Origin of the sequence: Sinomicrobium oceani (assembly GCF_900119185.1) — a bacterium.
Taxonomy (GTDB): Bacteria; Bacteroidota; Bacteroidia; order Flavobacteriales; family Flavobacteriaceae; genus Sinomicrobium; species Sinomicrobium oceani.
Window position 1 is genome coordinate 14173 of sequence record NZ_FPJE01000012.1, and the last position, 22882, is coordinate 37054.

Below are 22882 nucleotides of genomic sequence, written 5' to 3' on the forward strand. Positions count from 1 at the left end.
TTTTAATGGTAGTTAGCTTCTGACCATACTGTTTTTTTGTATTTATCATCTATTTTTCGGCCAGTTGTTTGATCTTGATGCGGAATGCGGCAAAAAGCAGGGTCATAAACGGACTGAGATAGTTGAATACGGCATAGCCGGCATAGGCTGCGGGAGAAACCCCTAATACGCTGCTGTGATAAGCTCCGCAGGTATTCCATGGGATAAGTACGGAGGTTACCGTACCGGAATCTTCGAGGCTTCTGCTCAGATTTTCGGGGGCAAGGCCTTTGTCTCTGTAAGCTTTGGCAAACATTTTTCCCGGAACCACGATAGCGAGGTACTGATCGGAAGCTGTGGCATTAAGTGCAAGGCAACTGGCTACGGTACTGGCAAAGAGTCCGAATGTCGTGTGAAACAATCTGAGCAGGCTATCGGTGATCCGTGCCAGAGCCCCAATGGCTTCCATGACCCCGCCAAAAACCATGGCACATATAATGAGCCATATCGTACCGAGCATTCCGGACATTCCTCCGGCCGAAAACAGATCGTTCAGTGCAGGGTTGGTAGTCTCCACCATGGTGTCGATGGTTATGGCGTCCATGACGCCGCGGTATGCCGAATGGAAGGTAAGGCTGGTTTCCCCGGCGATGCCCGAAACGATATCGGGCTGAAAAATAATGGCAAAAACACCACCCAGGAGCGTTCCGGTAAGGAGTGCTATAAGTGGCTGGGTTTTTCGTACGATCATCAGGATCACCAATGCCGGTACGACAAATAACCAGGGCGATATGTAAAACGATTGGTCTATAGCGGCGAGAATTCCTTCGGTATCGGGTTTTCCTGTGGTGTCGATGGTAAAACCGAGTATGATAAATACGATCAGTGTCACGGTAATGGTCGGTACGGTAGTGAGTGACATATAACGGATATGTGTGAACAGGTCGGTCCCTGCCATAGCCGGGGCAAGATTGGTCGTATCGCTGAGGGGGGACATCTTATCGCCGAAATAGGCGCCCGAAAGTACGGCTCCTGCCGTCATACCCAGAGAGATCCCGAGGGCATCACCGATACCTATGAGAGCAATCCCGACAGTGGCAGAGGTAGTCCAGCTACTACCGGTTGCTACGGAAATGATAGCACATATAATAACACAGGCCGCGAGAAAGATCGTCGGGTTGAGAATCTGCAGGCCGTAATAGATCATAGAAGGGATAATACCACTGATGAGCCATGTTCCGGAAAGTGCTCCTACCATAAGTAATATGAGAATGGCCCCGGTAGTCGATTTTACGTTTTGTGCCACCTCTTCCATCATGGTCTCGTAAGAAACCTTATTGAAGAAACCTACGATGGCAGCTACGGCTGCCCCTATGAGAAGAATAAACTGGTTGGATCCGGACAGGGCATCATCCTTATAAACAAAGAGGACATTATAGGCCAGCATTCCTATAAGCGCAAATACGGGAATAAGTGCTTCCCAAATCGATAATTCCCTGTTTTCAATGACCCTGTTTTCTTCCATAGAATTTAAGTTGTTCCGGATATTTTTTCCTTCCGGAATACCGGTTTTTTAGACGTTGTAATAATACGATTTTGCGCAAACGTTTACAAATTTTATATGCACAGGGCACACCGGAATGCAACGAAGCGTTGTTCTGTAACAGAAGACACAAGAGTATTTATCGGGACTGGCGGGGATTCGCGATTAAATATCTGCGTTACACGCACATGCTTTCTGGCTGTGCAGCCCTAAGGTTTACATGGAGTTGGCAGTATGGCGGCATACCTCTTTTTCGGACCGGGGCAGGTTGTGTACCATCCGGCCCCGGCAGGATCATGTCTTATGGTCAAAAACTTATATCCCGAGCTTTTGCATGCAGGCTTTCATCGTATCGTATGTACGTTCGATATCATTGTCCAGGCCGATAGAAAAGCGGATGAGCCCGTCTGTCAGTCCCATTTCTTCCTGTTCTTCCCGGGAGATTTCGGAAGAAGTGGATGTGCCGGGCGCACTGAACAGTGTTTTGTAAAAGCCGAGACTTACGGCCAGGTACCCGAGATTTTCGTTTTGCATACGTTCCATGAGGGCGTTGGCCTTGTCGAGGGAGCCGACATCGAGTGTCATCATACCGCCATAACCGTATTCCGGGTTCATCTGTTTTTTCAGCGTTTGATGTCCGCGGTGCGATTCCAGTCCGGGATAGACCACTTTGCGGCCGTCTTCCCGGAATCTTTCTGCCAGAAAAAGTGCATTTTCACTGTGCTTTTTGATACGGATGTGCAGCGTACGCAGGTTTTTGAGTATGGATGCGGCCCGGAGGCTGTCCATGGTGCTTCCCAGAAGCATTCCCGCTCCATCGTTTACGTCTTTGAGTGACAGGCAGAATTCCTTACTGCCGCATACCACACCTCCGACACAGTCACTGCTACCGTTGATGAATTTGGTCAGACTGTGAATAACCACATCGGCTCCGTGCCGGGCGGGTGCAATGGTCAGCGGAGAGAAGGTATTGTCTACCACCAGCGGAATACCGTGTTTTTTGGCAATGGCGGACAGCGATTGCATATCGGCAATCTCCAGCAAAGGATTACTGACGACCTCACAATACAACATTTTTGTTTTTTCCGTGATGGCCGCTTCTACTTTTTCGGTGGCCGTCATATCTACGAAGGACGTACTGATGTCCAGTCGCGGCAGAAAATTCTTCATGAAGGCATAGGTGCCCCCGTATACGGTCCTTCCCGATACGATATGGCTTCCGGCATCGCAGTATTGCAGAATAACCGCCGTAATAGCCCCCATACCGCTCGCAGTGACATTGGCGGTCTCCGTTCCTTCCATAGCGGCGAGAGCTTCACCGAGATAGAGGTTGGAAGGAGAGGAATGCCTCGAATAGAGGTAACAACCCTCCGTATTACCTTCGAAGGTATCGAACATGGTCTTGGCCGATAAAAAAGTATAGGTGGAAGAATCGGAAACCGAAGGGTTTACCCCGCCGAACTCCCCGAAATATTGCAGGTCCTGGATGTTGTTTGCCGGATCGAATGCCATAAGAACAGATTTTATAATTGGTGCTGCAATCTAACCAAATCCTGAGATTCTTACAAGCTTATTTTTTGTGTATTGATAATTTAAAAGGTGTTTTTGATGTGTATTATGAAAATAATTCATTTAAAACAGGGTTGAAGTGTGGATATTGTAAATCATTTATGGTTTATGGGGCAGTGAAGAAAGCAAAGGCCGTTGGTTCCGGGAGGAATCAACGGCCTTTACATCGTGTGTTATTTACAGGATCAGGATACCGGTTGGTTTGCGTTTTTCCTGATCTTAGCAGCGGCTTTTACCATATTGCCGAGCGCAGCTTCTGTTTCTTCCCACTTGCGGGTCTTGAGTCCGCAATCGGGGTTTACCCAAAGGTTTCGGGCGGGGAGCAGTTTAGCTGCTTTTTCCAGTAATGCTACCATCTCTTCTACGGATGGTACCCGGGGTGAATGTATATCATAGACTCCCGGGCCTATTTCATTGGGATACTTAAAATCCGAGAAAGCTTCGAGGAGTTCCATTTGTGACCTGGAGGTTTCTATGGTGATCACATCCGCATCCATCGCCGCAATATGCGCTATGATGTCATTGAATTCGCTATAACACATGTGGGTATGTATCTGGGTTTCGTCCAGAACGCCACTTGCAGAGAGGCGGAATGCGGTGATCGCCCAGTCGAGGTAGGCCGGCCAGTCCTTTTTCCGAAGCGGTAAACCTTCCCGGATGGCCGGTTCATCGATTTGTATCATAGAAATACCTGCCTTTTCCAGGGCGACAACCTCGTCGCGTATCGCCAGGGCGATCTGGAACGTCGTGCTTTTACGCGGCTGATCGTCCCGTACAAAAGACCACTGAAGGATGGTTACCGGTCCGGTGAGCATCCCTTTTACGATCTTGTTCGTATGCTCCTGGGCAAACCTGCTCCATCGTACAGTCATATCTTCCGGTCTGCTGATGTCTCCGAAAATGATGGGAGGTTTTACACAACGGCTTCCGTAGCTCTGTACCCACCCGTTTTTGGTAAATACGAACCCGTCCAGTAATTCGCCGAAATATTCGACCATATCATTGCGTTCGAATTCGCCGTGAACCAGGACATCCAGCCCGATACGTTCCTGTATACGGATGGCTTCTATGGTAGCCGCTTCGATCTTTTGCTCGTATTCGGTTGGCGTCAGCTCTCCTTTTTTGAGTAAAGCGCGGAGTTTACGGATATCCGGGGTCTGGGGAAACGAACCGATGGTGGTCGTAGGGTAGAGGGGCAGTGCGAAACGTTCTTCCTGTAGCCTTTGCCGGATTTGGAACGGTGAATTTCTGGTAGCACCTTTCTCCGTAATCGCTGCTACACGGTCTTTAACTCCGGGTTTGTGGATACGGGTAGATGTCCGTCTGCTCTCCAGGGCCTGTTTGTTTTTGTCGAGCAGTTCGCTGTGACCGTTCAGAATGTCGTACAGATCGGAGATCTCGTTCAGTTTTTGTTTTGCAAAAGCCAGCCAGTTCCTGACTTCCGGATCGAGATCGGTTTCTGCATCCAGGTCGTAGGGGGTGTGCAACAAGGAAGACGAAGGCGCGATAAATACTCTTTCTTCACCCAATACGGCTATGGCCTTCTTTATAAGGCGAAGCGATTTTTCGTAATCGTTTTTCCAGATATTACGTCCGTCTACAACACCGAGAGACAGGGAGAGGGATTCCGGAGCGGCATGGAGTACTTCATCCAGTTGTTCCTGTGCACGTACGAGGTCTATATGCAGGGCTTGTACAGGAAGTGAGGTTGCCAGGGCGGTATTGTCTCCGAGGGCCTCGAAATATGTGGCTACCATGATGTTTACACCCTTGCAGGCCTTTGAAATCGCAGCATAGGCTTCTTTGTAGGCATTTTTTTCCTGTTCGGTAAGATCGAGCGACAAAAAGGGTTCGTCCAGCTGTATCCATTCCGCACCCTCTTCCCGGAGTTTGTTCAGAATTTCTATGTAGACCGGGAGCAGGTTTTTCAGGAGTTCTATACGGTGAAATCCGGCTTCTTTTTCTTTTCCTGACAACAGGTAGGAGACCGGACCGATAATTACTGGCTTTGGGGATTGGTTCAGTACTTTACGGGCTTCGGTGAATTCTTCGGTTATCTTGGAAGAAAACCATGTAAAGGTCTGACCGTTGTGAAACTCGGGGACGATGTAATGATAATTGGTATCGAACCACTTGGTCATTTCCATAGCCGTAATGTCCAGTCCGTCTTTCTGATACCCCCTTGCCATGGCAAAATACAGGTCGAGTTCGATATTTGCGTTGTTTTGGGTAAGGACGGGCGTATAACGTTTCGGGATTGCTCCGAGGGCCAGGGACATGTCCAGGACCTGGTCGTAAAAACTAAAATCATTGCATGGAATGAGGTCGATCCCTGCTTCCTGCTGTACTCTCAGATTTTGTTTGCGAAGTCCTTCGGCAACCGAGAGGAGTTCCTCCCTGCCGATCTTTCCAGACCAGTACTGTTCGCATGCCCTTTTCAGTTCACGCCGGGCGCCGATACGAGGGTAGCCCAAATTGTTTTTTTGCATTTTAAAATAGCATTAAGTTAAACATCAAATACATTAATGTTCCTTACCAACCATTTTTCCGTATGCCTTAGAAGAATCGTAGAAGAGCGGATATACCCATATAACGGCAGCAGATGTCACTCTGTGACTATACCCCGCTAAAATATCCCGACTACTGCTTCAAAATCGCGAAAGCATACGTCTCTACATTATAAGCAAGTCTCCTGGCTTGTAACATTACTGCCATCCTTCTCATCCTTCCGGACAATGGATTGTGATGCGGCAGCAACTTTAAGTTACTTACAGTTGCGCGTCAGCCCGTGATTTTCACACGGTTCCTTTTTAAGAAGCAGCCCCGAAGTACGGGTACAACTTCACTTATAATGGGAAATAGTATGTATGAACACCATAAAGGTAGCTAATATCCCCGTAACAATGATGTAAATGCCTGTTTTATATCCTTAAATCATAAATGGAAAACAGAAAGCTATGAGGGGAGTTTCGAGTTTGAGATTGGAGAGGGCACACAGGCGGCTGATTGTTTTGAAATAGTTGGTAGTTTTTTAGTTCGTAGTTGGTTAGGGAGGAATAAGTTATTTGGTTATTGAGTTGATGAGTACTATATAGCTTTAATCCCCGGTATCAGACAACATAGAGGCGGCTGAGTGTTCCGGCTGCGCCGGAATATACCGAAGCCCCGGACTGGTGGAGTTTGTATGTAAATAGGCTGTGTAAAGGGGAATCTTTGTATATTCGCGGCGAAATCTGGTTCGGCTTTGCCGATGAAAAGGGAACCGGGTGTAAAACCCGGGCTGTACCCGCAACTGTAAACTTAGTCCCGCTCCGTTTGAGGAGTCTGTAGGGATGCCTGTTGTAATTACTGCGTTGCCACTGTTCCGCCCCCGATAATGACGGGAGTACATGGAATGGGAAGGCCTGCAACAGGACGTAAGCCAGGAGACCTGCCAGAACGCGAATCGATGTCAAACTTTCGGGATAAAAGTTTGCGTATGCACGGCCATACTTTTTCCCATGTATTACAAAAAACAATGAACAAAAGAACACTTTCTTTTGGTGCCATGGCACTATTATGTACGCTGGGCTATGCCCAGCAGGTACAGGAACTGGACGAGGTAGTCGTTACCGATTCACGTTTTGAACTCAAACGTGAAAATTCGGGAAAAACGGTGATCAAGATCACTTCGGAAGAACTCGATAAGAACCAGGGCAAAAGCCTGGCCGAGGTTATCAATACCAAAAGCGGTATAGAAATAGGAGGAAGCCGTAGCAATGCGGGACAAAACCTGGGGTATTATATCCGGGGAGGGGCAAACCGGCAGGTCCTGGTACTGATAGATGGGGTGCAGGTTACGGACCCTTCGGCCATAAACAATGATTTTGACCTGCGACTGGTAGATCTCAGCCAGATCGAATCTATTGAGATCGTTAAAGGGGCGGCCAGTACATTATACGGAAATGCCGCCGCTACGGCAGTGATCAGTATTACCACCAAAAAAGCATCGGACAAACCCCTTGCAGCTACTTTCCGTTCGAGTATAGGAACCAACCAGTCCCGGGATGACAAGAATTATAATCCTGCCGATTTCTCGAATAGTGTGGGCGTAAGCGGAACTTCCGGGAAAGTGACTTACCGTGCAGGATTTGCACAGCAATATACGGACGGACTTTCGGCGGCGGCTTCCGGAACGGAACGCGATCCTTTTTCCAGGTTTAACACCGATGTGAAAATAGGATACCAGGCCACGGAACGGTTTTCGGTAGCTGTCTTCGGTAATTACGATAAGTACAAGGCGGATATAGACGGGTTCTCCCCGATAGATTTCAGTTTTACGGATACGGACGACCAGAGTATCAGTACGCAGTACCGGGCCGGGATTGCTCCCCGTTTCGACTACGGAAACGGAAGTGTCCGGGCCAGTGTAGCGTATAATAAGATCGAACGCGAAACCATAGCCGAATATTCATCGGAATACAACGCCAATAGCCTCGTTGTGGATGTGTATAACAAATACAACTTTAACGACAGGTTTTACACCATCGTAGGATTGAATTACATCCGTAATGAGGCCGGGTTTGACGGGGATAAAGATTTTTCCATTACCGATCCGTATGCCAATGTCGTCTGGGTTTCCGGTTTCGGACTCAACATGAATGCAGGGGCAAGACTGAATAACCACAGCGATTACGGGACGCATTTTACCTATAACCTGAACCCCTCTTTTACATTTAAACTGGAGGAAAACCGTTACCTGAAAGCACTGGGGTCTTTCAGTACTTCGTATATCGCGCCGAACCTTTCGCAACTGTACGGATTTTACGGGGCCAATCCCGACCTCGACCCGGAAGAAGACCGTACCCTGGAAGGAGGACTGGAATTCGGATCGAAGATGTTTCGGCTCAGTGCATTGTACTTTAACAGGAATGAAGAGAACCGTATCGATTACCTGCTGATCGATCCGGAGAATTACGTGTACCAGTACCGTAATGTGTCCGGCGATTTTACCGTGCATGGCGTAGAGACCGAGTTATCCCTGAAACCTGTGGACTTTATCCGTCTGGATGCCAACTACACCTTTACCGAGAAAAAAGACGAAGTGACCTTGCGAATCCCCAAACACAAAATCAATGCGACTGCAGGGTTTGACGTATGTCCAGATACTTTTGTATCGGTGAGTTACCAGTATATGGATGACAGACTGGATGCCGGTGGAATAGCGATGGACAGTTTTTCTGTTTTCGATGCTTATATCAGCCATACGATCCTGAATAACAAAATGAAGCTTTTTGCCAATGTGAGCAATATTTTTAATGAAGATTATGTAGAACTCGTGGGATATACGACCCGGGGCAGAAATGTAAGGCTCGGATTTAGCCTGATGTTTTAGTACTAAAAAATTACAGACAAAAAGGTCCCGTATTTCAGATTAGAATTCGGGACCTTTTTTTATCATGACTGTTTAGTTTATAGTCATGTGTGTTGGTAAAGGATTACGGTTGTATTTCTCCCGGTACAATATACATTTCCTTGGAAAACCTTTGTTCTTTTAATCCTTTTAGTGCTTTGATATCTGTTTCCGAAGGAGAAACCATTGATCTCGCACTGAAACCTGATATATCATTTAACGCAGCAGAAAGCAGCGATTCTTCCGTGTCCCCGAATGCCCGTATATTTTCGTAAGAATGATATTCTTCAACCAGTATGTCAGGATCGAAGCCGTGGGTATAGTCACTTTCCCCGTTCTTATTATATATTTTAAAGGTAATAGGCTGCATGGCATATTTATGGTTCGGGTTGATATTGCGTGTACCGAAATCAGAGGAATCGAAAAGAGTTTGCGAACCTACATTTTTCCCGTACGTGGTTTCCCCGATGACTATAACTTCCATAAATGGTTTTAAGCCATTGATGATCATTTCACTGGCAGAAGCGGTGTCTCCCGAAGTCAATACGTAAACCCGGGTCAGGGAATTTAAGCGGTTTATAGTTATAGTTCCATTATTCTTTCCCGTTGATTTGTCATAAGTATCTGCTTTGTCAAAGAAGGGATATGATCCGCCTTCTCTTGGGTTTTTACTGTTGTAGGCGAGGGTGGCGAATACTTCTTTCTCCGCGGCGGCATCTCCGTAAATCATGCTGGCCAGATAGGCAGAAGTCGATACGGAGCCTCCCCCGTTATACCTCAAATCCAGAACTAATTCTTCTATACCCGAATTTTTGAAATCCTCAAAAACATCATTTAATTCTTTGTTATAGGTGTTTCTGAAGGCATGATATACCAGGTAGCCTATTTTTCTTCCGCCGTAGTTTAGTACTTCCGAAAAGTGTACGGGATTTTCCTGGACGGAGCGAAGATTTAAAGTAGAAGATTTTCCCGTAGGCGTAATAATACCATTGCTGACAGTCGCAAATTCCAGCCTGATGGATTCGTTGGAATAAAAATTATTAACTACCTGATAATTGGAAGTATTCAGCGCTACGTTGTCAAATTTATAGACGATATCTCCTCTGCTCATCCCGGCGTCATCGGCTGGAGAATCCGGAACTACATAACCGACATAAAGAATAACGTCATTGGCATCATTAACCTGGACCAATCCGCCTATCTCAAATCCGAAAGAGTCACTTTCTCCACGGAACGAACTTAGCAAAACCTCATAATCGTCAACGATCCAGGAGAAGCGGTCAACAGTTCCGTCTTCATAGATCAAATGATCGAATAATCCTTCCGGGGTTGCATAATTATTCAGAAAATCTTCATATTCCTCGCTGGAAGCAAAACGGTCATCGCCGAGGTCATTAACTTCTTCCTGCCAGAAATACCAGGTGTTCATACCTTTCCACACAAAATCGTGAATCTCGAGGTCTTCGGAAGGATCAGGCACAAAAGCATCATCGTCTTTATCGGAGCAACTCCATAATAGCACACCCGATACAAAAAGGTAAAAAAGCTTTTTCATACATTTATGTTTTAGTCATAGGACAAAAGGCAAGGGGGGATTGTCTTTTGTGTTGTTAGGATTTAAATATTGCGTTTTTTGTTATTTGCAAATCAGTTTCCGTTCAGCAGTTCACTATGCGTAGGTAAGGGGTATGTGTTTATAAAACGTTAAAATTAATCGAATTATTGACTATTGAAAATTTTTTGTAACATTTTTTAAGGTGGTTCGTCTCCTTATTGAAAGACCGCTGTAAGGTACTTTAAAAAAGAAGCGGAACGTAAAACCGAAATAACCAAAAGGCATGGATCTTCCGGGAGGGGGATCAGGCTAACCGACGAAAAATGAAACAGGCAGAATTTTTACAAACCGTAATGCCTTTTAAGGACAAACTGTTCCGGCTCGCCAAACGACTCCTCGTATCGACGGAGGAAGCGGAAGATGCCACGCAGGAAGTGTTGCTGAAATTATGGACCAATAAGGGCAAGATGGAAGGGTACCGTAGTGTGGAAGCCTTTGCGGTCACGGCAACCAAAAACTATTGTCTGGACCGGTTGCGTTCCAAACAGGCAGGTAACCTGAAGCTGGTACATAGTAATTATACAGACGAAAATACCTCCCTGCAACGGGAAGTGGAAGCCAGGGACAGCGTATCCCTGATGCAGAAAATTATGGACCACCTTCCGGAACAGCAAAAGATCATATTGCAATTGCGGGATGTGGAACAGTACGAATTTGAGGAAATAAGCGAAATGCTGGATATGAACCCTACGGCTGTACGCGTGGCCCTGTCGAGAGCACGAAAAACGGTGAGGGAAGAACTGATAAAAAAACATAATTATGGAGTTGGATAGGATAGAAAAGTTGGTAGACAAGTACTTTGAGGGTACGACTACGGTCGCTGAAGAAAAAGCGTTGAGAACGTATTTTTCACAGCATGAGGTAGCGCCACACCTGGCCGCATACCAGCCGATGTTCCGGTTTTTCTCGGAAGCAAAAAAGGAAACTTCAGAAAAAGATATCCGGATACATCCGCGCAGGAAACGCAGCTATACCTGGCTCTCCGTAGCCGCTACGGTAGCCATAGCTTTGGGGCTGTGGTTTTCCAACAAGCCTTCTGCCAAAGACGAAGAGGCCCTGCTGGCCTATCACGAGACGATGCAGGCTTTGTATATGGTAGGAGAGAACCTGAACAAGGGAGCCGATAAAATGGAATACCTGAACGAGTTCGAACAAACCCGGAATAAGATTTTACCGGTGAATCAGAAATAAAAGAACCCGTTGTGTATTATAGTTTGAAAGACGTCATCCGGAGTCCTGTGGAAGGATCTTTACGGACAGCAGGAGATGTTTCGACTACGCTCAACATGACGTAAACAACGATTTTTATGCATAATGCACAACGCGTTAAAAAAGTAACAAGAAAAAAGATAACGATTTAGAACAAATAGAAAAAATGAAAAAGTGGAGAACATTCCTGGAGCTTTCCCGTTCGAAAGGCCAGGAGAAATACGGAAACAACAAACCTTTGGTTTCAATGACTGCCGGAAAATGGCTTGTCCTCGCGGTTCTCGCGATATTACCCGCACTGGGATCATCCCAGTCGGCATTCGATCGCTTTGAGGTGATGGACGATGTTTCTGCCGTCATAGTGAACCAGAATATGTTTAAACTGTTTTCGAGAATTGAAGCTGACGATCCGGAAGCGCGTGAATTTATGAGTATGGTGAAATCCCTGAAAAACCTCAAGGTATTCTCTACCGAAAACAAAGCCATAGCCAGGGAAATGCAGTCGACGATGAATGATTACGTGAAGAAATCATCACTCGAAGAATTGATGCGTGTAAAAGACAAAGGATCGAATGTACGGTTTTATATCCGTCCGGGTAAAGATGAAGATCACGTGAGCGAATTGCTCATGTTCGTCTCGGACATGCAGGGTGTGGAAGTGGGAGGCTCCAAGATAGAAACGGTGCTGTTGTCGTTGACCGGTGATATAGATCTCAACAAGATCAGTATGCTCACCAAAAAAATGAACCTGCCCTCCGAACTGGACGAGGCCGGTAATAAAAACAAATAAAACAGGCCGATGGGAAGACCGGGTTTCCGGGTCTTCCCATTCCTTATCAAGAAAAAAGGACCTAAAAACCATAGATCAATGAGAATATCAAGAAAAATATACAGGGGAGTATTGCTCGTTTTTTCCGTCGTTGTCCTGGGCGCGTGTTCCAATAAAGAATCGTTACAGCGCTATTATGTAGACAGTGCGGAAAAAGAGGGGTTTATCAATCTGGATATCCCGTCGAGTATGCTCGATATTTCGAAGGCAGACCTTACCGAAGCCCAGAGAGAAGCTTATCAATCGGTAAAAAAACTCAACGTTCTCGCTTTTCCGGTCAAAGAAGATAACAAAGAAGTTTTCGAAACGGAAAAAAACAAAATCAATACGATCCTTTCCGGTAGTGATTTTGAAGAGCTCTTCCGGATGTCCGACAAAAACAAAAGGGCCGTACTCAAATACCTGGGAAATGAAAATGCCATAGATGAAGTGGTGTTTTTCGGTACCGATCCCGATCGGGGGTTTATCCTGGTGCGGATCCTCGGTGACGGTATGAACCCGGATAAAATGATGGAATTTGTAAAACTTATCGAAAAATCGGATATCGACGATGGGAAGCTGGGCGATCTGAAGAAACTTATCGGAGCTTGAAAAGGGGAGGTATGAAAGTTTCGTTATCTTATGCTAATGAGAGAGTATAAGATAATATATAAAAGAATAATAATACGGAAAAGCCACAATTGAATCATCAGATTGTGGCTTTTCCGGTTTTCGTAAAGTTGATCGTTATGGATCCAATCCGAAATAAACCATCACAGCCTGATAGTCTTTAAGATCCAGATCGGCAGGTGTGAGCCCGCGTAGGGCTTCCGAATTTACAGCTACAATTTTTAATTGATCAAAGGATAATGTGTTTCCGAAAAACTCCCTGCTTGTGACTTTTTTTGTATAAATACTGAGATTTACGAGATTAGGATTTAAAGTGTCTTTGTGGTGCTCTCTATATATTTGGTAATCTTTGTCTGTTCTTACCCCCGGGATGGGATACCATTGGTCATCTCCTTCGGAATTGTAAAAACCGGTATATATATATAATTGTTCCTCATCTGAATCCGCATCTGTTGAAGAAGGCAGGATAATTTGCAGGGTAAGGCTGTCTTTGAAATGTAACTCCCGGTAGTTATATAAAACCGCATCGCCATTTGTACTGATAACAGGGCCGGCAGTAACGTGGTTGTCATCATTGGAACAGGCTATGAAAAAAAACATACTCAATATAAGAATTGTGGTATGTCGAATGTTTATTGTTTTCATTTTCAGTTAAGTTTAATTAATTCTGTGATATTAAAAGTTTTCTCTATATCTTATAGGTATTGCAGTTGTATTATTGTTTTCATTGCTTTCGGATATTGATTTTTCATCATCGAGAACGATGAGTAAATAATAATTGCCGAATGCCTGATTATAATCGAAATCAGCTCCTAAAATATTCGTAGAAGTATCTTTTGAATTTCCCGCTGATATGGAACTGACGGAAAGGCTTTTGAATTTGAAATCATCGCTACTTAATTCGGTGTCATCGGAAAGGTAAATTCCTGTTTTTGATGAACCTGAATTTCCATCTCCCGCATTTGTTATAACAATAAGTTGAAAATTAATACTTCCGCCGTTACGGGATAGAATATGCCTGCCTGATCCGAGATTATTTAGAAACGGAGAACATCCGGAACATTCACTTGTTATTATGGTCCCGTTTTTATCCAGCACCAGATCCGGCTCTCCTTGGTCCTCGGGACAACCGTTATTGGAAGGTGGTCCGGGTTGGTTAGGGCACTCGTCCTGATTATCGGGAACGCCGTCTCCATCAGAATCCGGACCTGGACAGGTAATGGTAAAGGATAAAGAAAAAATATTACCATTAACGGCATCTTCATCCGAATCGTTAGTGGGGAAATCAAAAGCTTTAGTAACTTTATAATATTTTAAACCTTTACCAAAGCCCAGGTCTACCTGATATATATTACCTATGGGTAAAGGAGAGTCAATATTGACATTTATTTTATAAGACTGGACTCTGATATTATCACAATAATTGTTTTTAGCTTGCTGGAAAGTACCTCCTAATTCCGCAAATTCATGGTATTTATAATTGGTTTGAGCTACCCCTTTTGAAATGAGAAAGAAAATAAAAATAAATAAGTAAACATTTTTTTTCATAATTAATGATTTGGGAATTCAACATTCTCAAATTAGGATAAAAATGAATAATGTATATTTTTGTAAGTTTACTATTATGTTATGAAAATAAAAAGAGGATACCCCGACTTTTTGGGCATCCTCTTTTTATTTGGGCAAGTACCTGGTTAGGGGTTAAGTGTTTTATTTTTAGATTTTTGTATTAATTTTCGAATACCCTCTTGAGAAATTATACCAAAATGTTAGAACTGGTAACTGTAACCTATCGAAAATTCTCTTCTCGGTGCACGAAACGAGAAGTTCTGGTTTTCGGCGCGGAAGGACTCATACTGGCTTTCTCTATCATCGTCCAGTAAGTTATCTACTTTGATACTTATTTTAGAACGTTGATCTTTGCCAAACATCTTGGAAAAATTAAAGTTTAGGCTGTTAAAGGGCATGGTATACACGTCGGGGTTTAGTCCGGCAGAACCTACTACCTCCAGGGTTTTGCCCTGAACATTATAGAATAGCCCGCTTTCCAACCCTATTTCTTCATTTTTATAATTTAATCCGGCATTGATCAAATAAGGGGATTGCCCCTGAAGTTCCCTTGTATCATCAATAGTCTCACCTTCCTTACGAAAATTATTACGGCCTTCATATTCCTGAGGGGCCATATCAATTTTAGAGTCTATCAGGGAAACATTCAGGTTTAAGGATAGCTTTTTCAAGCCCTCAGTAATAAAACCGAAATGTTTACGTGCTTCGAATTCTATACCAAAAACCTGTGCGGAAGGCGAATTTCGAGGAGTGAGATTGTTAGGAGCCGTATTGTTGTAGGCGACAATTTCTATCGGGTTTTTAAAATACTTATAAAATCCGCTAACAGCAAACATCTGAGCATCTTCCCCGAACAATTCCCAACGGAGATCGACATTGTCAATTTCGGTAGGTTCGAGATCCAGATTACCTATAAAAACCAATCCGGTGAGTAGATCGGCGATTTCCACCAGCGATTTTTCTTTAAAACTCGGGCGGGCGATCGTTCTGGAATAGGAACTACGGATATTCATATGATCATTTAGGCTGTAAATAAGGTTTGCTGAGGGAAAAAGGTCCAGGTTGTCAAGAACTTTTTCATCATCCAGTTCTCTGGTTCCATTATTATTTTGTCCTGTAAAGAAGTGTGTAAAGTACTCTCCCCGTAATCCGATAACAGCCCTGAGCTTTTCAAGAGGTTTAAATTCACCGGAAATGTACAATGCTGCCGTATTTTGACTTGCATTAAAAGTGTTTGCAGGTTGAAAATTTCCTCTTATGAATGATCCGGAGTTAGTTTGAGGAGTCCATATATGCTCCGGGGCCAGGATAGCGTTGGGATTTCCGTTGAAATCAACAGTATTAACTGCCCGAAATCCGATATCATAACTGTAAATACTATAGTCTCGTTGTTTATAGCTGTACAGGCCTCCGAATTTTAGAAGTGATTTTCTGTTGAACAGGGAAAAGTTTTTGGTAAAATCCAGTTTTCCTACAATATTATTTTCAACGAGATCTCTCCAGAGGCGTACAGGGTAACCGGCATCGGAACTTATGCTGTAAGTTCCGTCATTGTTAATAATAAAGGTAGTTAGCCTGGCGTCTTTGTCCTGAACACTGGCCCGGGTGGGGGCTACATTCCATTCGGTAGTGAATGAGGCATCTTTATTGGTGTGTTTACCGGAAAACAACAGACTGGTCACCGAGCGTTCCGTGTATTCCAGGTAATCTTTTACTACTTGTATGGAATTGGAAACTTGTGTGTCTTGATTGTAGATAGAGGCCTGGTTTTCTCCATTTTGAAGACGGAGGATATTAAAGCGATATTTAGATCTTTCTGTCTTATAAGATAATCCTGCTAATCCGGAAAGTAACACATTGTTTATGCCTAAATCACCAACTCTCCTGCGATCGTATCTCATTTCGTAATTATCAGATTCACTCCACTTTTGGTATACCCCTTGGTCAAAATTTTCATAGAAGGAAGTGGTGTTTTTGTAGTCTATAGAGGCAATAAGCCCCAGTTTGTTATCATTACCTACATCAAACTGATTTCCGTAGCTAAAACTCAGACCGAAGTTGGGCATGGAGTTTTTCCGTTGTGCCGCCATTTGCGGATCAAAAGAGCGTGTAATCCCTTCCAGAGTACCGTTGTCGGATGGAGGAAGAGGAATGTTGGCAGTAGATGAAACGGGCAGTTTCCTGGTACCGTCATCAAACCCCAGAAAGTCGGTGCCTCCGCCGTCATAGGTCAGGAAATTATCTTTAAAGTGCATGTCCGGGTTAAAACCTCCCGATACAGAAAGAGACATCTGCTTCGAAGTTGGGAAATCCTTGGTTACGATATTGACCATTCCCCCCGTAAAATCGGCCGGAAGTTCGGCGGCAGCTGATTTTTGTACGATCAGATTTTCCAGGATATTGGTGGGGAAAATATCCATTTGTACTGTGTTTTTGTCCGGATCCAGACCCGGGATATCCATACCGTTCAAGGTAGATTTGGTATAACGATCTCCCAAGCCACGTACGTATACGTATTTCCCTTCTTGTACGGATACTCCCGGAACCCGTTTTACTGCCGAGGCAATGTCACCGGCCCCGGTTTTTTTGATCCCTTCGGAAGATAGTCCGTCCAGCAAAGTGACGGAATTCTTTTGGATACTGAGTACCGAAGCCTCGGTGTTTTTCCGGGTAGTGGTGGTGACTACTACTTCTTCTAAAGCCGTGGAAGACTGGTTGAGGGTAACGTTTAGTTCCACGGTTTCGCCGGAGGTTACCTTTACTCCTGTGATTGCTTTGGTTTCATAACCTATAAACGAAAAGATAACCGTATGAGTACCGGCTTCGACATCCAGGGAGTAAAGCCCGTCAAAATCGGAAGTGGTCCCGTTAGTGGTGCCCTTTATCACTACATTGGCAAAGGGCAGTACGTCATTAAACTCACCGTCCATTATTTTTCCGGTAACCGTACCCGATTGGGCAGATAAAAACTGGGTTATGGCGGAGATAACAACAACTGAAAAAAGTTTCTTTAACATCAGTCAAATGGTAATTTTAGTTTTTTTTAAATTAAGCAAAATGCCCAAGGGAAGAATACCCTTGGACATTTTGTACTGAAATATAGGATTTTGTATTCTGTGATTAGAACTCAACTCCCATTGAAGCGGCATAGGTCCAGTCGAATACAGAAGCATTTGCTCCACTTGTTGCGTCAGCTGCGTCAATAGCTTCAGCGTTGTTGTAAAATTTGGTGTCATCACCTGGCTCGAAATCACCTGCAAAAATATTTTCCCAGTTGACATTTTCCGGTAATACGATTTGCCAGTCCAGGAATGTGATATTGTCATTGGCAAGTTCGGTAGCGGAGTCTGCTCCATTGATCTTCACGGTAGCTTCTGCTCCGAAACCATAGGCCAATACGTTTTCCAGGTTAACCAGAAGACCGTCCCTCAGGTCCGCATAGCCACTGGTGGTCCCCGCGCCGATCAGGGTGATGTTTTTTAAGGTATGCGTCATGTCAGCACCTGTAGTTCCTTCAGGTCCGTCCATTTCGAGAGCGGTTCCGGATATGCTACTCATGATAACAATGCCGTTATCCATAGTTCCGGACCATCCCTGATCGGTATCAAAACCGTCATCGCCCTGAGCCCAAACCAAAGCATTGGTTACATTTACAGTACCACCGAACCATTCGATACCATCGTCCTGGTTGGCTACTATTTCTACGTTTTCAATGGTAGTTCCACGTCCGACTCCTCCGAGAGTAAGTCCGTTAATTTCATTATCCTGACCAATAGTGATTCCCCCGTGACGAATAGAAATGTATTTGATCACTCCAGAATTATCTTCGGGATCGGTACCTCCGTACTGACCAAAAGATTCAGATGCAGGAATACCCTCTATCTGAGCTGTTTCATTATCACCGGGAGCTGAGATCGGAGCTTTTCCCAGTACGATAACCCCTCCCCAAAGACCTACGTCATTCTGGTCGAGATTAGTACCATATAATTCACCGGGTTGAATATTGTCTGATTCGGCAGTAAAGATAATGGGGTTATCTGCTGTACCTTCAGCCATCAATTTTCCTCCCTGATCCACAACCAATGCAGAAGCAAGAGATTCCTGGCCGGGCTTACCCTTTATAATGGTTCCAGGCTCAATAGTTAGTGTTACATCTTCACCAACAACTACTTTTCCTTCAAGAAAGTAAATTTTGTCGGCAGTCCATGTTTCGTCTTCTTCCAGAATACCACTTTTTGTTACTTCACTTCCTGCTTCACAAGGCTCACAAGATCCTCCGCAGTCAACTCCTGTCTCGTCTCCATTTTGAATACCGTCGGAACACGTTGCAGGTTGTGATGAAGAGTCATCGTCACCCGAACAGGCAACAGCAAACATGGCTGCAAGTACAATAATTGGTAAAAAATTGATTTTCTTCATTTTAATCAGGTTTAATTAATTTCTTTGCGTTTACTGAAATTATTTTACAGAACACTATCTGTTTTCATGTTCCGGGGCAAAGAAAGGAGGGCTTTGTAAAGATGATGTTACTTGGAAATTAAAAATATGTAAGCTCTATGTTACATTTATGTTATGAGATTAAAAGAATGTTAACCGCTTTGCTTTTTTAATATTATCTTTACTTTTGGCATGAAATAACACCACGAAAATTAACACGCAGATGAAAAAAAGAGACATCCGGATTTTATTGGTAGACGATGAACCGGATATACTGGAGATAGTCGGTTATAATCTTTCTTCGGAGGGGTATAACGTGTCTACGGCAGGGAATGGTATAGAAGCTATAGCCAAGGCCAAAAAAGAACGCCCTCACCTGGTAATCCTGGATGTGATGATGCCCGAAATGGATGGTATTGAGGCTTGTGAACAACTCCGTAAGATCCCGGAATTGTCCAGCACGATCATTACTTTTCTCACGGCCAGGGGAGAGGATTATTCGCAGGTAGCCGGTTTTGATGCCGGAGCGGACGATTATATCACCAAGCCAGTTAAACCCAAAGTTCTTGTCAGCAAGGTAAAGGCGTTGTTACGGCGTTTAAAAGATCAGCAGGAGCCCGAGGAAACCGTAGTTAAGGTAGGGGATATCACCATCAACAGGGATGAATACAAGATCGTACAGAAAGGAAATGAGATCATACTGCCCCGTAAAGAATTCGAACTGTTATCGCTGCTGGCTTCCAGGCCCGGAAAAGTCTTTAAACGGGAAGAGATTCTGGATAAAGTGTGGGGTAACGAAGTTATCGTAGGCGGGCGGACCATAGACGTTCATATCCGTAAGCTCCGTGAAAAAATAGGAGATGATCACTTCAATACCGTGAAAGGCGTCGGATATAAATTTGTATTATAAACTGCCGCTGAGAGCCTGTTCGACCACAGCATCATCCGGTCATTTCATTAGGAAACGGAACGATCGTGTACCCTGTACCAGGGTAAAAATAAAATAGATATAACAATGAGCGCTCCCCTTCAGGGGAGATGCCGGAGACAGCGGAGGATCCTTTCTTTGTCCCGTATCTGCCACCTGTCTGCACGGATATGCTCATTTTCAAAACTTTCCGTTTCTTTGTACGGAAGAAACGATCAACCCTGACAAATGCCGACCAAGTTAAAGAAATCTTATAAGTTTGCCCTGCGTTCTTCGCTGTATATTACCTTGGTTTCTACTGCGTTTATTGCACTTCTGCTCTATATCCCGGCGCTTTCCGGGGCGAGGGGAGGGAGTTACGGGCGGTTGTTGCTCATTTTTGCAGTGACCAATTTTTTCTTTTGTTTTTTTATCATTCAGTTCCGTGTAGAACGGTTTATTTACCGAAGGGTGAAAAAAATCTATGACGATGTGTCTTTGCTCGAATCTACTTCTTTTCATCAGCAACCCATAACCACAGACATGGCTACCCTGACCCGGGAAATTGAAAAGTTTGCACAGGGCAAAAAACTGGAAATAGAAACCTTAAAGGTCCGGGAGACCTATCGTAAAGAATTTATCGGGAATGTTTCACACGAGCTGAAAACGCCTTTGTTTACGGTACAGGGGTATATTCTCACCCTGCTCGACGGAGGGATCAAGGACAAGGCAATCCGGAAAAAGTACCTGCAAAGAGCGGCCAAAGGCGTGGAGCGGCTTATTTATATTGTTCGCGACCTGGATATGATTACCAAACTGGAAGTGGGCGATCTGCATCTCGATTACAGTACATTCAACATCGTTGAAGTCGTCGAAAATTCTTTTGATCTCCTGGAGATGAAAGCGGCGAAAAAGAACATTACCCTCACTTTCGATATGAACTATGAAGAACCCGTTATGGTCTATGCCGATAAGGAGCGGATCCAGCAGGTGGTGACCAACCTCGTGGTCAACTCTATCAAATATGGCAAACCGGACGGAACTACCGAAATAAGTATTGAGAACCTGATAAAAAATAAAGTTATTGTCAGGGTTACGGATAATGGTGAGGGGATCGAAAAACAATACATCCCGAGGTTGTTCGAACGCTTCTTCCGAGTAGATAAAAGCGGAAGCCGTAAGGAAGGTGGTTCGGGCCTTGGCCTCTCTATCGTTAAGCACATTATGGAGGCGCATAACGAAAAGATCTATGTGGAAAGTGTCTACGGTATAGGTTCTGAATTTTCCTTTACCCTGGAAAAGGAGGTTGAGCCTCCCCGGGCAGTAAAATAGTATCTCCGGTAGTTAGTCTCTTAAAGTACCTTGTTTTCCGTAGGCGAGAGAAAAATATCGAAAAGGTTGGTGAAATCTGTTTCATGAGGAGACCAATACGGAAGTCCTTTGTATTTTTCGATATCCGTCAGCATGTGAATGCCGAATTTTTTTTGTGTGGCATGCGGCACCATTCCTTTTTTGTCCAGGCGTCTGGCCAGGTATTCCTGTTCGTACTGCCCGGGTGTAGGGATAAAAAAAGCTTTTTTTCCCAGTTTGGCCAGGTCCATAATAGTGGTGTAACCCGAACGGGACAGCACCATGGCACTTTGGTTGAGAGCATGCCCGAGTTCGTCCGATCTCATAAAATTATAAACCGTGAGATTATCTTTCTTTTCGACATGCTGTGTAGCTTCGATCTCTCCCCTTACAAAGAGAATGCTTCCCCGGAACCCTGTGATTTCCCGGATCAGTTTGTTTTCGAGCAGGGTACGTTGTGGTTCCGGACCGGATAGAATGATGGCCAGGTCATAACGCAATTCCGTTTCTTTTTTTTCGAGCCGGCTCAGCGGACCGATATACCGTACGGGAAGGCTGTTGTTTTTCAGGTGCCCGAGCTTTCCGCTGAGGTTGGGTTTGCCTTCCGCATCGGGTACCCAGCACTGGTCGAATTTGCGTATAAATTTCCGGTGAACGGAAGAACTGAGCCATGATGTACTCCCGGTCAGGACGTTGAGTTGATGTGTGATAAAGACCGATGGGACGTGTTTGTGGTACACGCCCAGACGATTGTCGGAAATAATCCCCGAGATATTCCGCTCCCTGATAATTTTTTTGACCAGTTTCTTCTCTTTTGCAATCGCTTTGACCATTTTCGGCGAGTCCCGGATCATTTTCAGTTTAAAAAATTTGCCTTCTTTGGCATATTCTATCTGGTAGGAAGGGAGGTAAAGGTTTTCCAGCTCCGGGAATTCTTTTCTGAGCAATTCCAGGGCAATGCCGTCCGATGCGATGACAGGGCAAAAACCGTTTTTTAGCAGTGCCCGTATAATGGGAATACACCTGGTGGCATGTCCCAAACCCCAGTTGAGAGGAGCAACAAGTATCCGGTTGTTCATGATTACAAAATAAGGATTTCCCAAACAGATAAATATTTCCTTAATTTTGCCAAAAAATTAAATTATTGTTGTGGGCAGCAAAAACAAGCTAAAGCGATTCAGGGAGAACGAAACATTTTCCAATGTTATACAACCGGAGCGCAATGATGTGATCTCCGGGGGATTTCCGTTAAAAGGAACATGGCGATCCGGATTTTTTAAGAATGAAAACCCGATCGTCCTGGAACTCGGATGTGGTAAAGGAGAATATTCGGTAAATCTCGCACGCAGGTATCCCGGTAAAAATTTTATCGGGGTCGATATCAAAGGAGCCCGGTTCTGGAGAGGTGCCAAGACAGCGCTCGAAGAAGGTCTGGACAATGTAGCTTTTCTGCGCACACAGATAGAACTTATCGACCTGTTTTTTGACCGGGGAGAAGTGGACGAAATATGGATTACCTTCCCCGATCCGCAGATCAAGTACAAGAGGACAAAGCACCGGCTTACCAATGCGGAATTCCTGGGGAAGTATAAAACCGTACTCCGGGAAGGAGGTTTTGTACACCTGAAGACGGACAGTGAGTTTATGCACGGGTATACTCTGGGACTTCTGCACGGGGCGGGATGTGAAGTGGTCTATGCGCATCACGACGTATATGGCAACGATTATACACCGGAGGAAGTTACCGCTATTCAGACTTTCTACGAAAAGCAGTATCTTGAGCAACAGAAACCGATAACGTATATTAAATTCCGCATCAATAACCTGCCGGAATAAATTTGTACGGGAGATATCCCGAAAAAACCGACCGATCT

Annotated in this window: 17 protein-coding genes and 2 riboswitches; of the genes, 8 read left to right on the forward strand and 9 right to left on the reverse strand. The window is 44.6% G+C overall.

The genetic code is table 11. The features are described 5' to 3' along the window. Positions 1-49 precede the first annotated feature (49 nt). The 3 genes from nhaC to metE form a co-directional block, all read right to left on the reverse strand. Positions 50-1504, reverse strand: a complete 1455-nt coding sequence (gene nhaC, locus BT112_RS11675; protein ID WP_072317566.1) for a Na+/H+ antiporter NhaC — start codon at positions 1502-1504, stop codon at positions 50-52. A gap of 333 nt (positions 1505-1837) precedes the next feature. After that, positions 1838-3034 carry an aminotransferase class I/II-fold pyridoxal phosphate-dependent enzyme gene (locus BT112_RS11680; protein WP_072317567.1) on the reverse strand — a complete coding sequence of 399 codons (1197 nt, stop codon included), beginning with the start codon at positions 3032-3034 and terminating at the stop codon, positions 1838-1840. A 242-nt stretch (positions 3035-3276) separates the two neighbouring features. After that, the gene (gene metE / locus BT112_RS11685) at positions 3277-5580 is read right to left on the reverse strand and encodes a 5-methyltetrahydropteroyltriglutamate--homocysteine S-methyltransferase (protein ID WP_072317568.1); all 2304 of its coding nucleotides are present in this window, start codon (positions 5578-5580) and stop codon (positions 3277-3279) included. A gap of 176 nt (positions 5581-5756) precedes the next feature. Next, positions 5757-5956: riboswitch (cobalamin riboswitch) on the reverse strand. 352 nt (positions 5957-6308) lie between these two features. Beyond that, positions 6309-6543, forward strand: a riboswitch (cobalamin riboswitch). 65 nt (positions 6544-6608) lie between these two features. Here metE and BT112_RS11690 point away from each other — a divergent pair. Continuing rightward, the gene (locus BT112_RS11690) at positions 6609-8465 is read left to right on the forward strand and encodes a TonB-dependent receptor plug domain-containing protein (RefSeq protein WP_072317569.1); all 1857 of its coding nucleotides are present in this window, start codon (positions 6609-6611) and stop codon (positions 8463-8465) included. A 103-nt stretch (positions 8466-8568) separates the two neighbouring features. Here the strand turns inward: BT112_RS11690 and BT112_RS11695 are convergent, their stop codons facing one another. Beyond that, positions 8569-10038 (reverse strand): S41 family peptidase, encoded by a 1470-nt coding sequence (locus BT112_RS11695; protein WP_072317570.1) that lies wholly within the window; start codon positions 10036-10038, stop codon positions 8569-8571. A gap of 323 nt (positions 10039-10361) precedes the next feature. Here BT112_RS11695 and BT112_RS11700 point away from each other — a divergent pair, with 323 nt between their 5' ends. The 4 genes from BT112_RS11700 to BT112_RS11715 all read left to right on the forward strand — a co-directional run bounded on the left by BT112_RS11700 (position 10362) and on the right by BT112_RS11715 (position 12727). Next, positions 10362-10871 (forward strand): RNA polymerase sigma factor, encoded by a 510-nt coding sequence (locus BT112_RS11700; RefSeq protein WP_072317571.1) that lies wholly within the window; start codon positions 10362-10364, stop codon positions 10869-10871. Then, complete coding sequence (locus tag BT112_RS11705; RefSeq protein ID WP_072317572.1) at positions 10858-11289, forward strand: hypothetical protein; 432 nt, start codon at positions 10858-10860, stop codon at positions 11287-11289. The genes BT112_RS11700 and BT112_RS11705 overlap by 14 nt, the downstream gene beginning before the upstream one ends. A gap of 184 nt (positions 11290-11473) precedes the next feature. Next, positions 11474-12097: a DUF4252 domain-containing protein gene (locus tag BT112_RS11710; protein ID WP_394333356.1), complete on the forward strand. Its 624-nt coding sequence runs from the start codon at positions 11474-11476 to the stop codon at positions 12095-12097. Between the two features lie 78 nt (positions 12098-12175). Continuing rightward, positions 12176-12727 (forward strand): DUF4252 domain-containing protein, encoded by a 552-nt coding sequence (locus BT112_RS11715; RefSeq protein WP_072317573.1) that lies wholly within the window; start codon positions 12176-12178, stop codon positions 12725-12727. A 135-nt stretch (positions 12728-12862) separates the two neighbouring features. Here the strand turns inward: BT112_RS11715 and BT112_RS11720 are convergent, their stop codons facing one another. From BT112_RS11720 to BT112_RS11735, 4 genes are all read right to left on the reverse strand, one after another. After that, complete coding sequence (locus BT112_RS11720) at positions 12863-13390, reverse strand: hypothetical protein (protein WP_139276152.1); 528 nt, start codon at positions 13388-13390, stop codon at positions 12863-12865. A gap of 30 nt (positions 13391-13420) precedes the next feature. Beyond that, a complete protein-coding gene (locus tag BT112_RS11725) occupies positions 13421-14293 on the reverse strand; it encodes a CARDB domain-containing protein (protein ID WP_072317575.1) in 873 nt (290 codons plus the stop codon). Positions 14294-14514: 221 nt separating this feature from the next. Beyond that, positions 14515-17331: a TonB-dependent receptor gene (locus BT112_RS11730; protein WP_072317576.1), complete on the reverse strand. Its 2817-nt coding sequence runs from the start codon at positions 17329-17331 to the stop codon at positions 14515-14517. A 103-nt stretch (positions 17332-17434) separates the two neighbouring features. Next, positions 17435-18733, reverse strand: a complete 1299-nt coding sequence (locus tag BT112_RS11735) for a hypothetical protein (protein ID WP_072317577.1) — start codon at positions 18731-18733, stop codon at positions 17435-17437. A gap of 241 nt (positions 18734-18974) precedes the next feature. Between BT112_RS11735 and BT112_RS11740 the strand changes: the two genes are divergently transcribed. Together BT112_RS11740 and BT112_RS11745 are read left to right on the forward strand one after the other, a co-directional pair. Beyond that, positions 18975-19661 carry a response regulator transcription factor gene (locus tag BT112_RS11740; RefSeq protein ID WP_072317578.1) on the forward strand — a complete coding sequence of 229 codons (687 nt, stop codon included), beginning with the start codon at positions 18975-18977 and terminating at the stop codon, positions 19659-19661. A 246-nt stretch (positions 19662-19907) separates the two neighbouring features. Beyond that, positions 19908-20990 (forward strand): sensor histidine kinase, encoded by a 1083-nt coding sequence (locus tag BT112_RS11745; RefSeq protein WP_072317579.1) that lies wholly within the window; start codon positions 19908-19910, stop codon positions 20988-20990. Between the two features lie 20 nt (positions 20991-21010). Here the strand turns inward: BT112_RS11745 and BT112_RS11750 are convergent, their stop codons facing one another. Beyond that, positions 21011-22087, reverse strand: coding sequence for a glycosyltransferase (locus BT112_RS11750; protein ID WP_072317701.1), 1077 nt, complete (start codon positions 22085-22087; stop codon positions 21011-21013). 70 nt (positions 22088-22157) lie between these two features. Between BT112_RS11750 and trmB the strand changes: the two genes are divergently transcribed. Next, positions 22158-22844, forward strand: a complete 687-nt coding sequence (trmB, locus tag BT112_RS11755; protein ID WP_072317580.1) for a tRNA (guanosine(46)-N7)-methyltransferase TrmB — start codon at positions 22158-22160, stop codon at positions 22842-22844. The last annotated feature ends 38 nt before the right edge of the window (positions 22845-22882 follow it).

What these genes read in the sequence shown, in the direction of transcription:
- BT112_RS11745 (WP_072317579.1), top strand. Translation starts at nt 19,908, where the DNA reads ATGCCGACCAAGTTAAAGAAATCTTATAAGTTTGCCCTGCGTTCTTCG.
- BT112_RS11725 (WP_072317575.1), bottom strand. Translation starts at nt 14,293, where the DNA reads ATGAAAAAAAATGTTTACTTATTTATTTTTATTTTCTTTCTCATTTCA.
- BT112_RS11735 (WP_072317577.1), bottom strand. Translation starts at nt 18,733, where the DNA reads ATGAAGAAAATCAATTTTTTACCAATTATTGTACTTGCAGCCATGTTT.
- nhaC (WP_072317566.1), bottom strand. Translation starts at nt 1,504, where the DNA reads ATGGAAGAAAACAGGGTCATTGAAAACAGGGAATTATCGATTTGGGAA.
- BT112_RS11710 (WP_394333356.1), top strand. Translation starts at nt 11,474, where the DNA reads ATGAAAAAGTGGAGAACATTCCTGGAGCTTTCCCGTTCGAAAGGCCAG.
- metE (WP_072317568.1), bottom strand. Translation starts at nt 5,580, where the DNA reads ATGCAAAAAAACAATTTGGGCTACCCTCGTATCGGCGCCCGGCGTGAA.
- BT112_RS11700 (WP_072317571.1), top strand. Translation starts at nt 10,362, where the DNA reads ATGAAACAGGCAGAATTTTTACAAACCGTAATGCCTTTTAAGGACAAA.
- BT112_RS11740 (WP_072317578.1), top strand. Translation starts at nt 18,975, where the DNA reads ATGAAAAAAAGAGACATCCGGATTTTATTGGTAGACGATGAACCGGAT.
- BT112_RS11705 (WP_072317572.1), top strand. Translation starts at nt 10,858, where the DNA reads ATGGAGTTGGATAGGATAGAAAAGTTGGTAGACAAGTACTTTGAGGGT.
- BT112_RS11695 (WP_072317570.1), bottom strand. Translation starts at nt 10,038, where the DNA reads ATGAAAAAGCTTTTTTACCTTTTTGTATCGGGTGTGCTATTATGGAGT.
- BT112_RS11730 (WP_072317576.1), bottom strand. Translation starts at nt 17,331, where the DNA reads ATGTTAAAGAAACTTTTTTCAGTTGTTGTTATCTCCGCCATAACCCAG.
- BT112_RS11720 (WP_139276152.1), bottom strand. Translation starts at nt 13,390, where the DNA reads ATGAAAACAATAAACATTCGACATACCACAATTCTTATATTGAGTATG.
- BT112_RS11690 (WP_072317569.1), top strand. Translation starts at nt 6,609, where the DNA reads ATGAACAAAAGAACACTTTCTTTTGGTGCCATGGCACTATTATGTACG.
- BT112_RS11715 (WP_072317573.1), top strand. Translation starts at nt 12,176, where the DNA reads ATGAGAATATCAAGAAAAATATACAGGGGAGTATTGCTCGTTTTTTCC.
- BT112_RS11680 (WP_072317567.1), bottom strand. Translation starts at nt 3,034, where the DNA reads ATGGCATTCGATCCGGCAAACAACATCCAGGACCTGCAATATTTCGGG.
- BT112_RS11750 (WP_072317701.1), bottom strand. Translation starts at nt 22,087, where the DNA reads ATGAACAACCGGATACTTGTTGCTCCTCTCAACTGGGGTTTGGGACAT.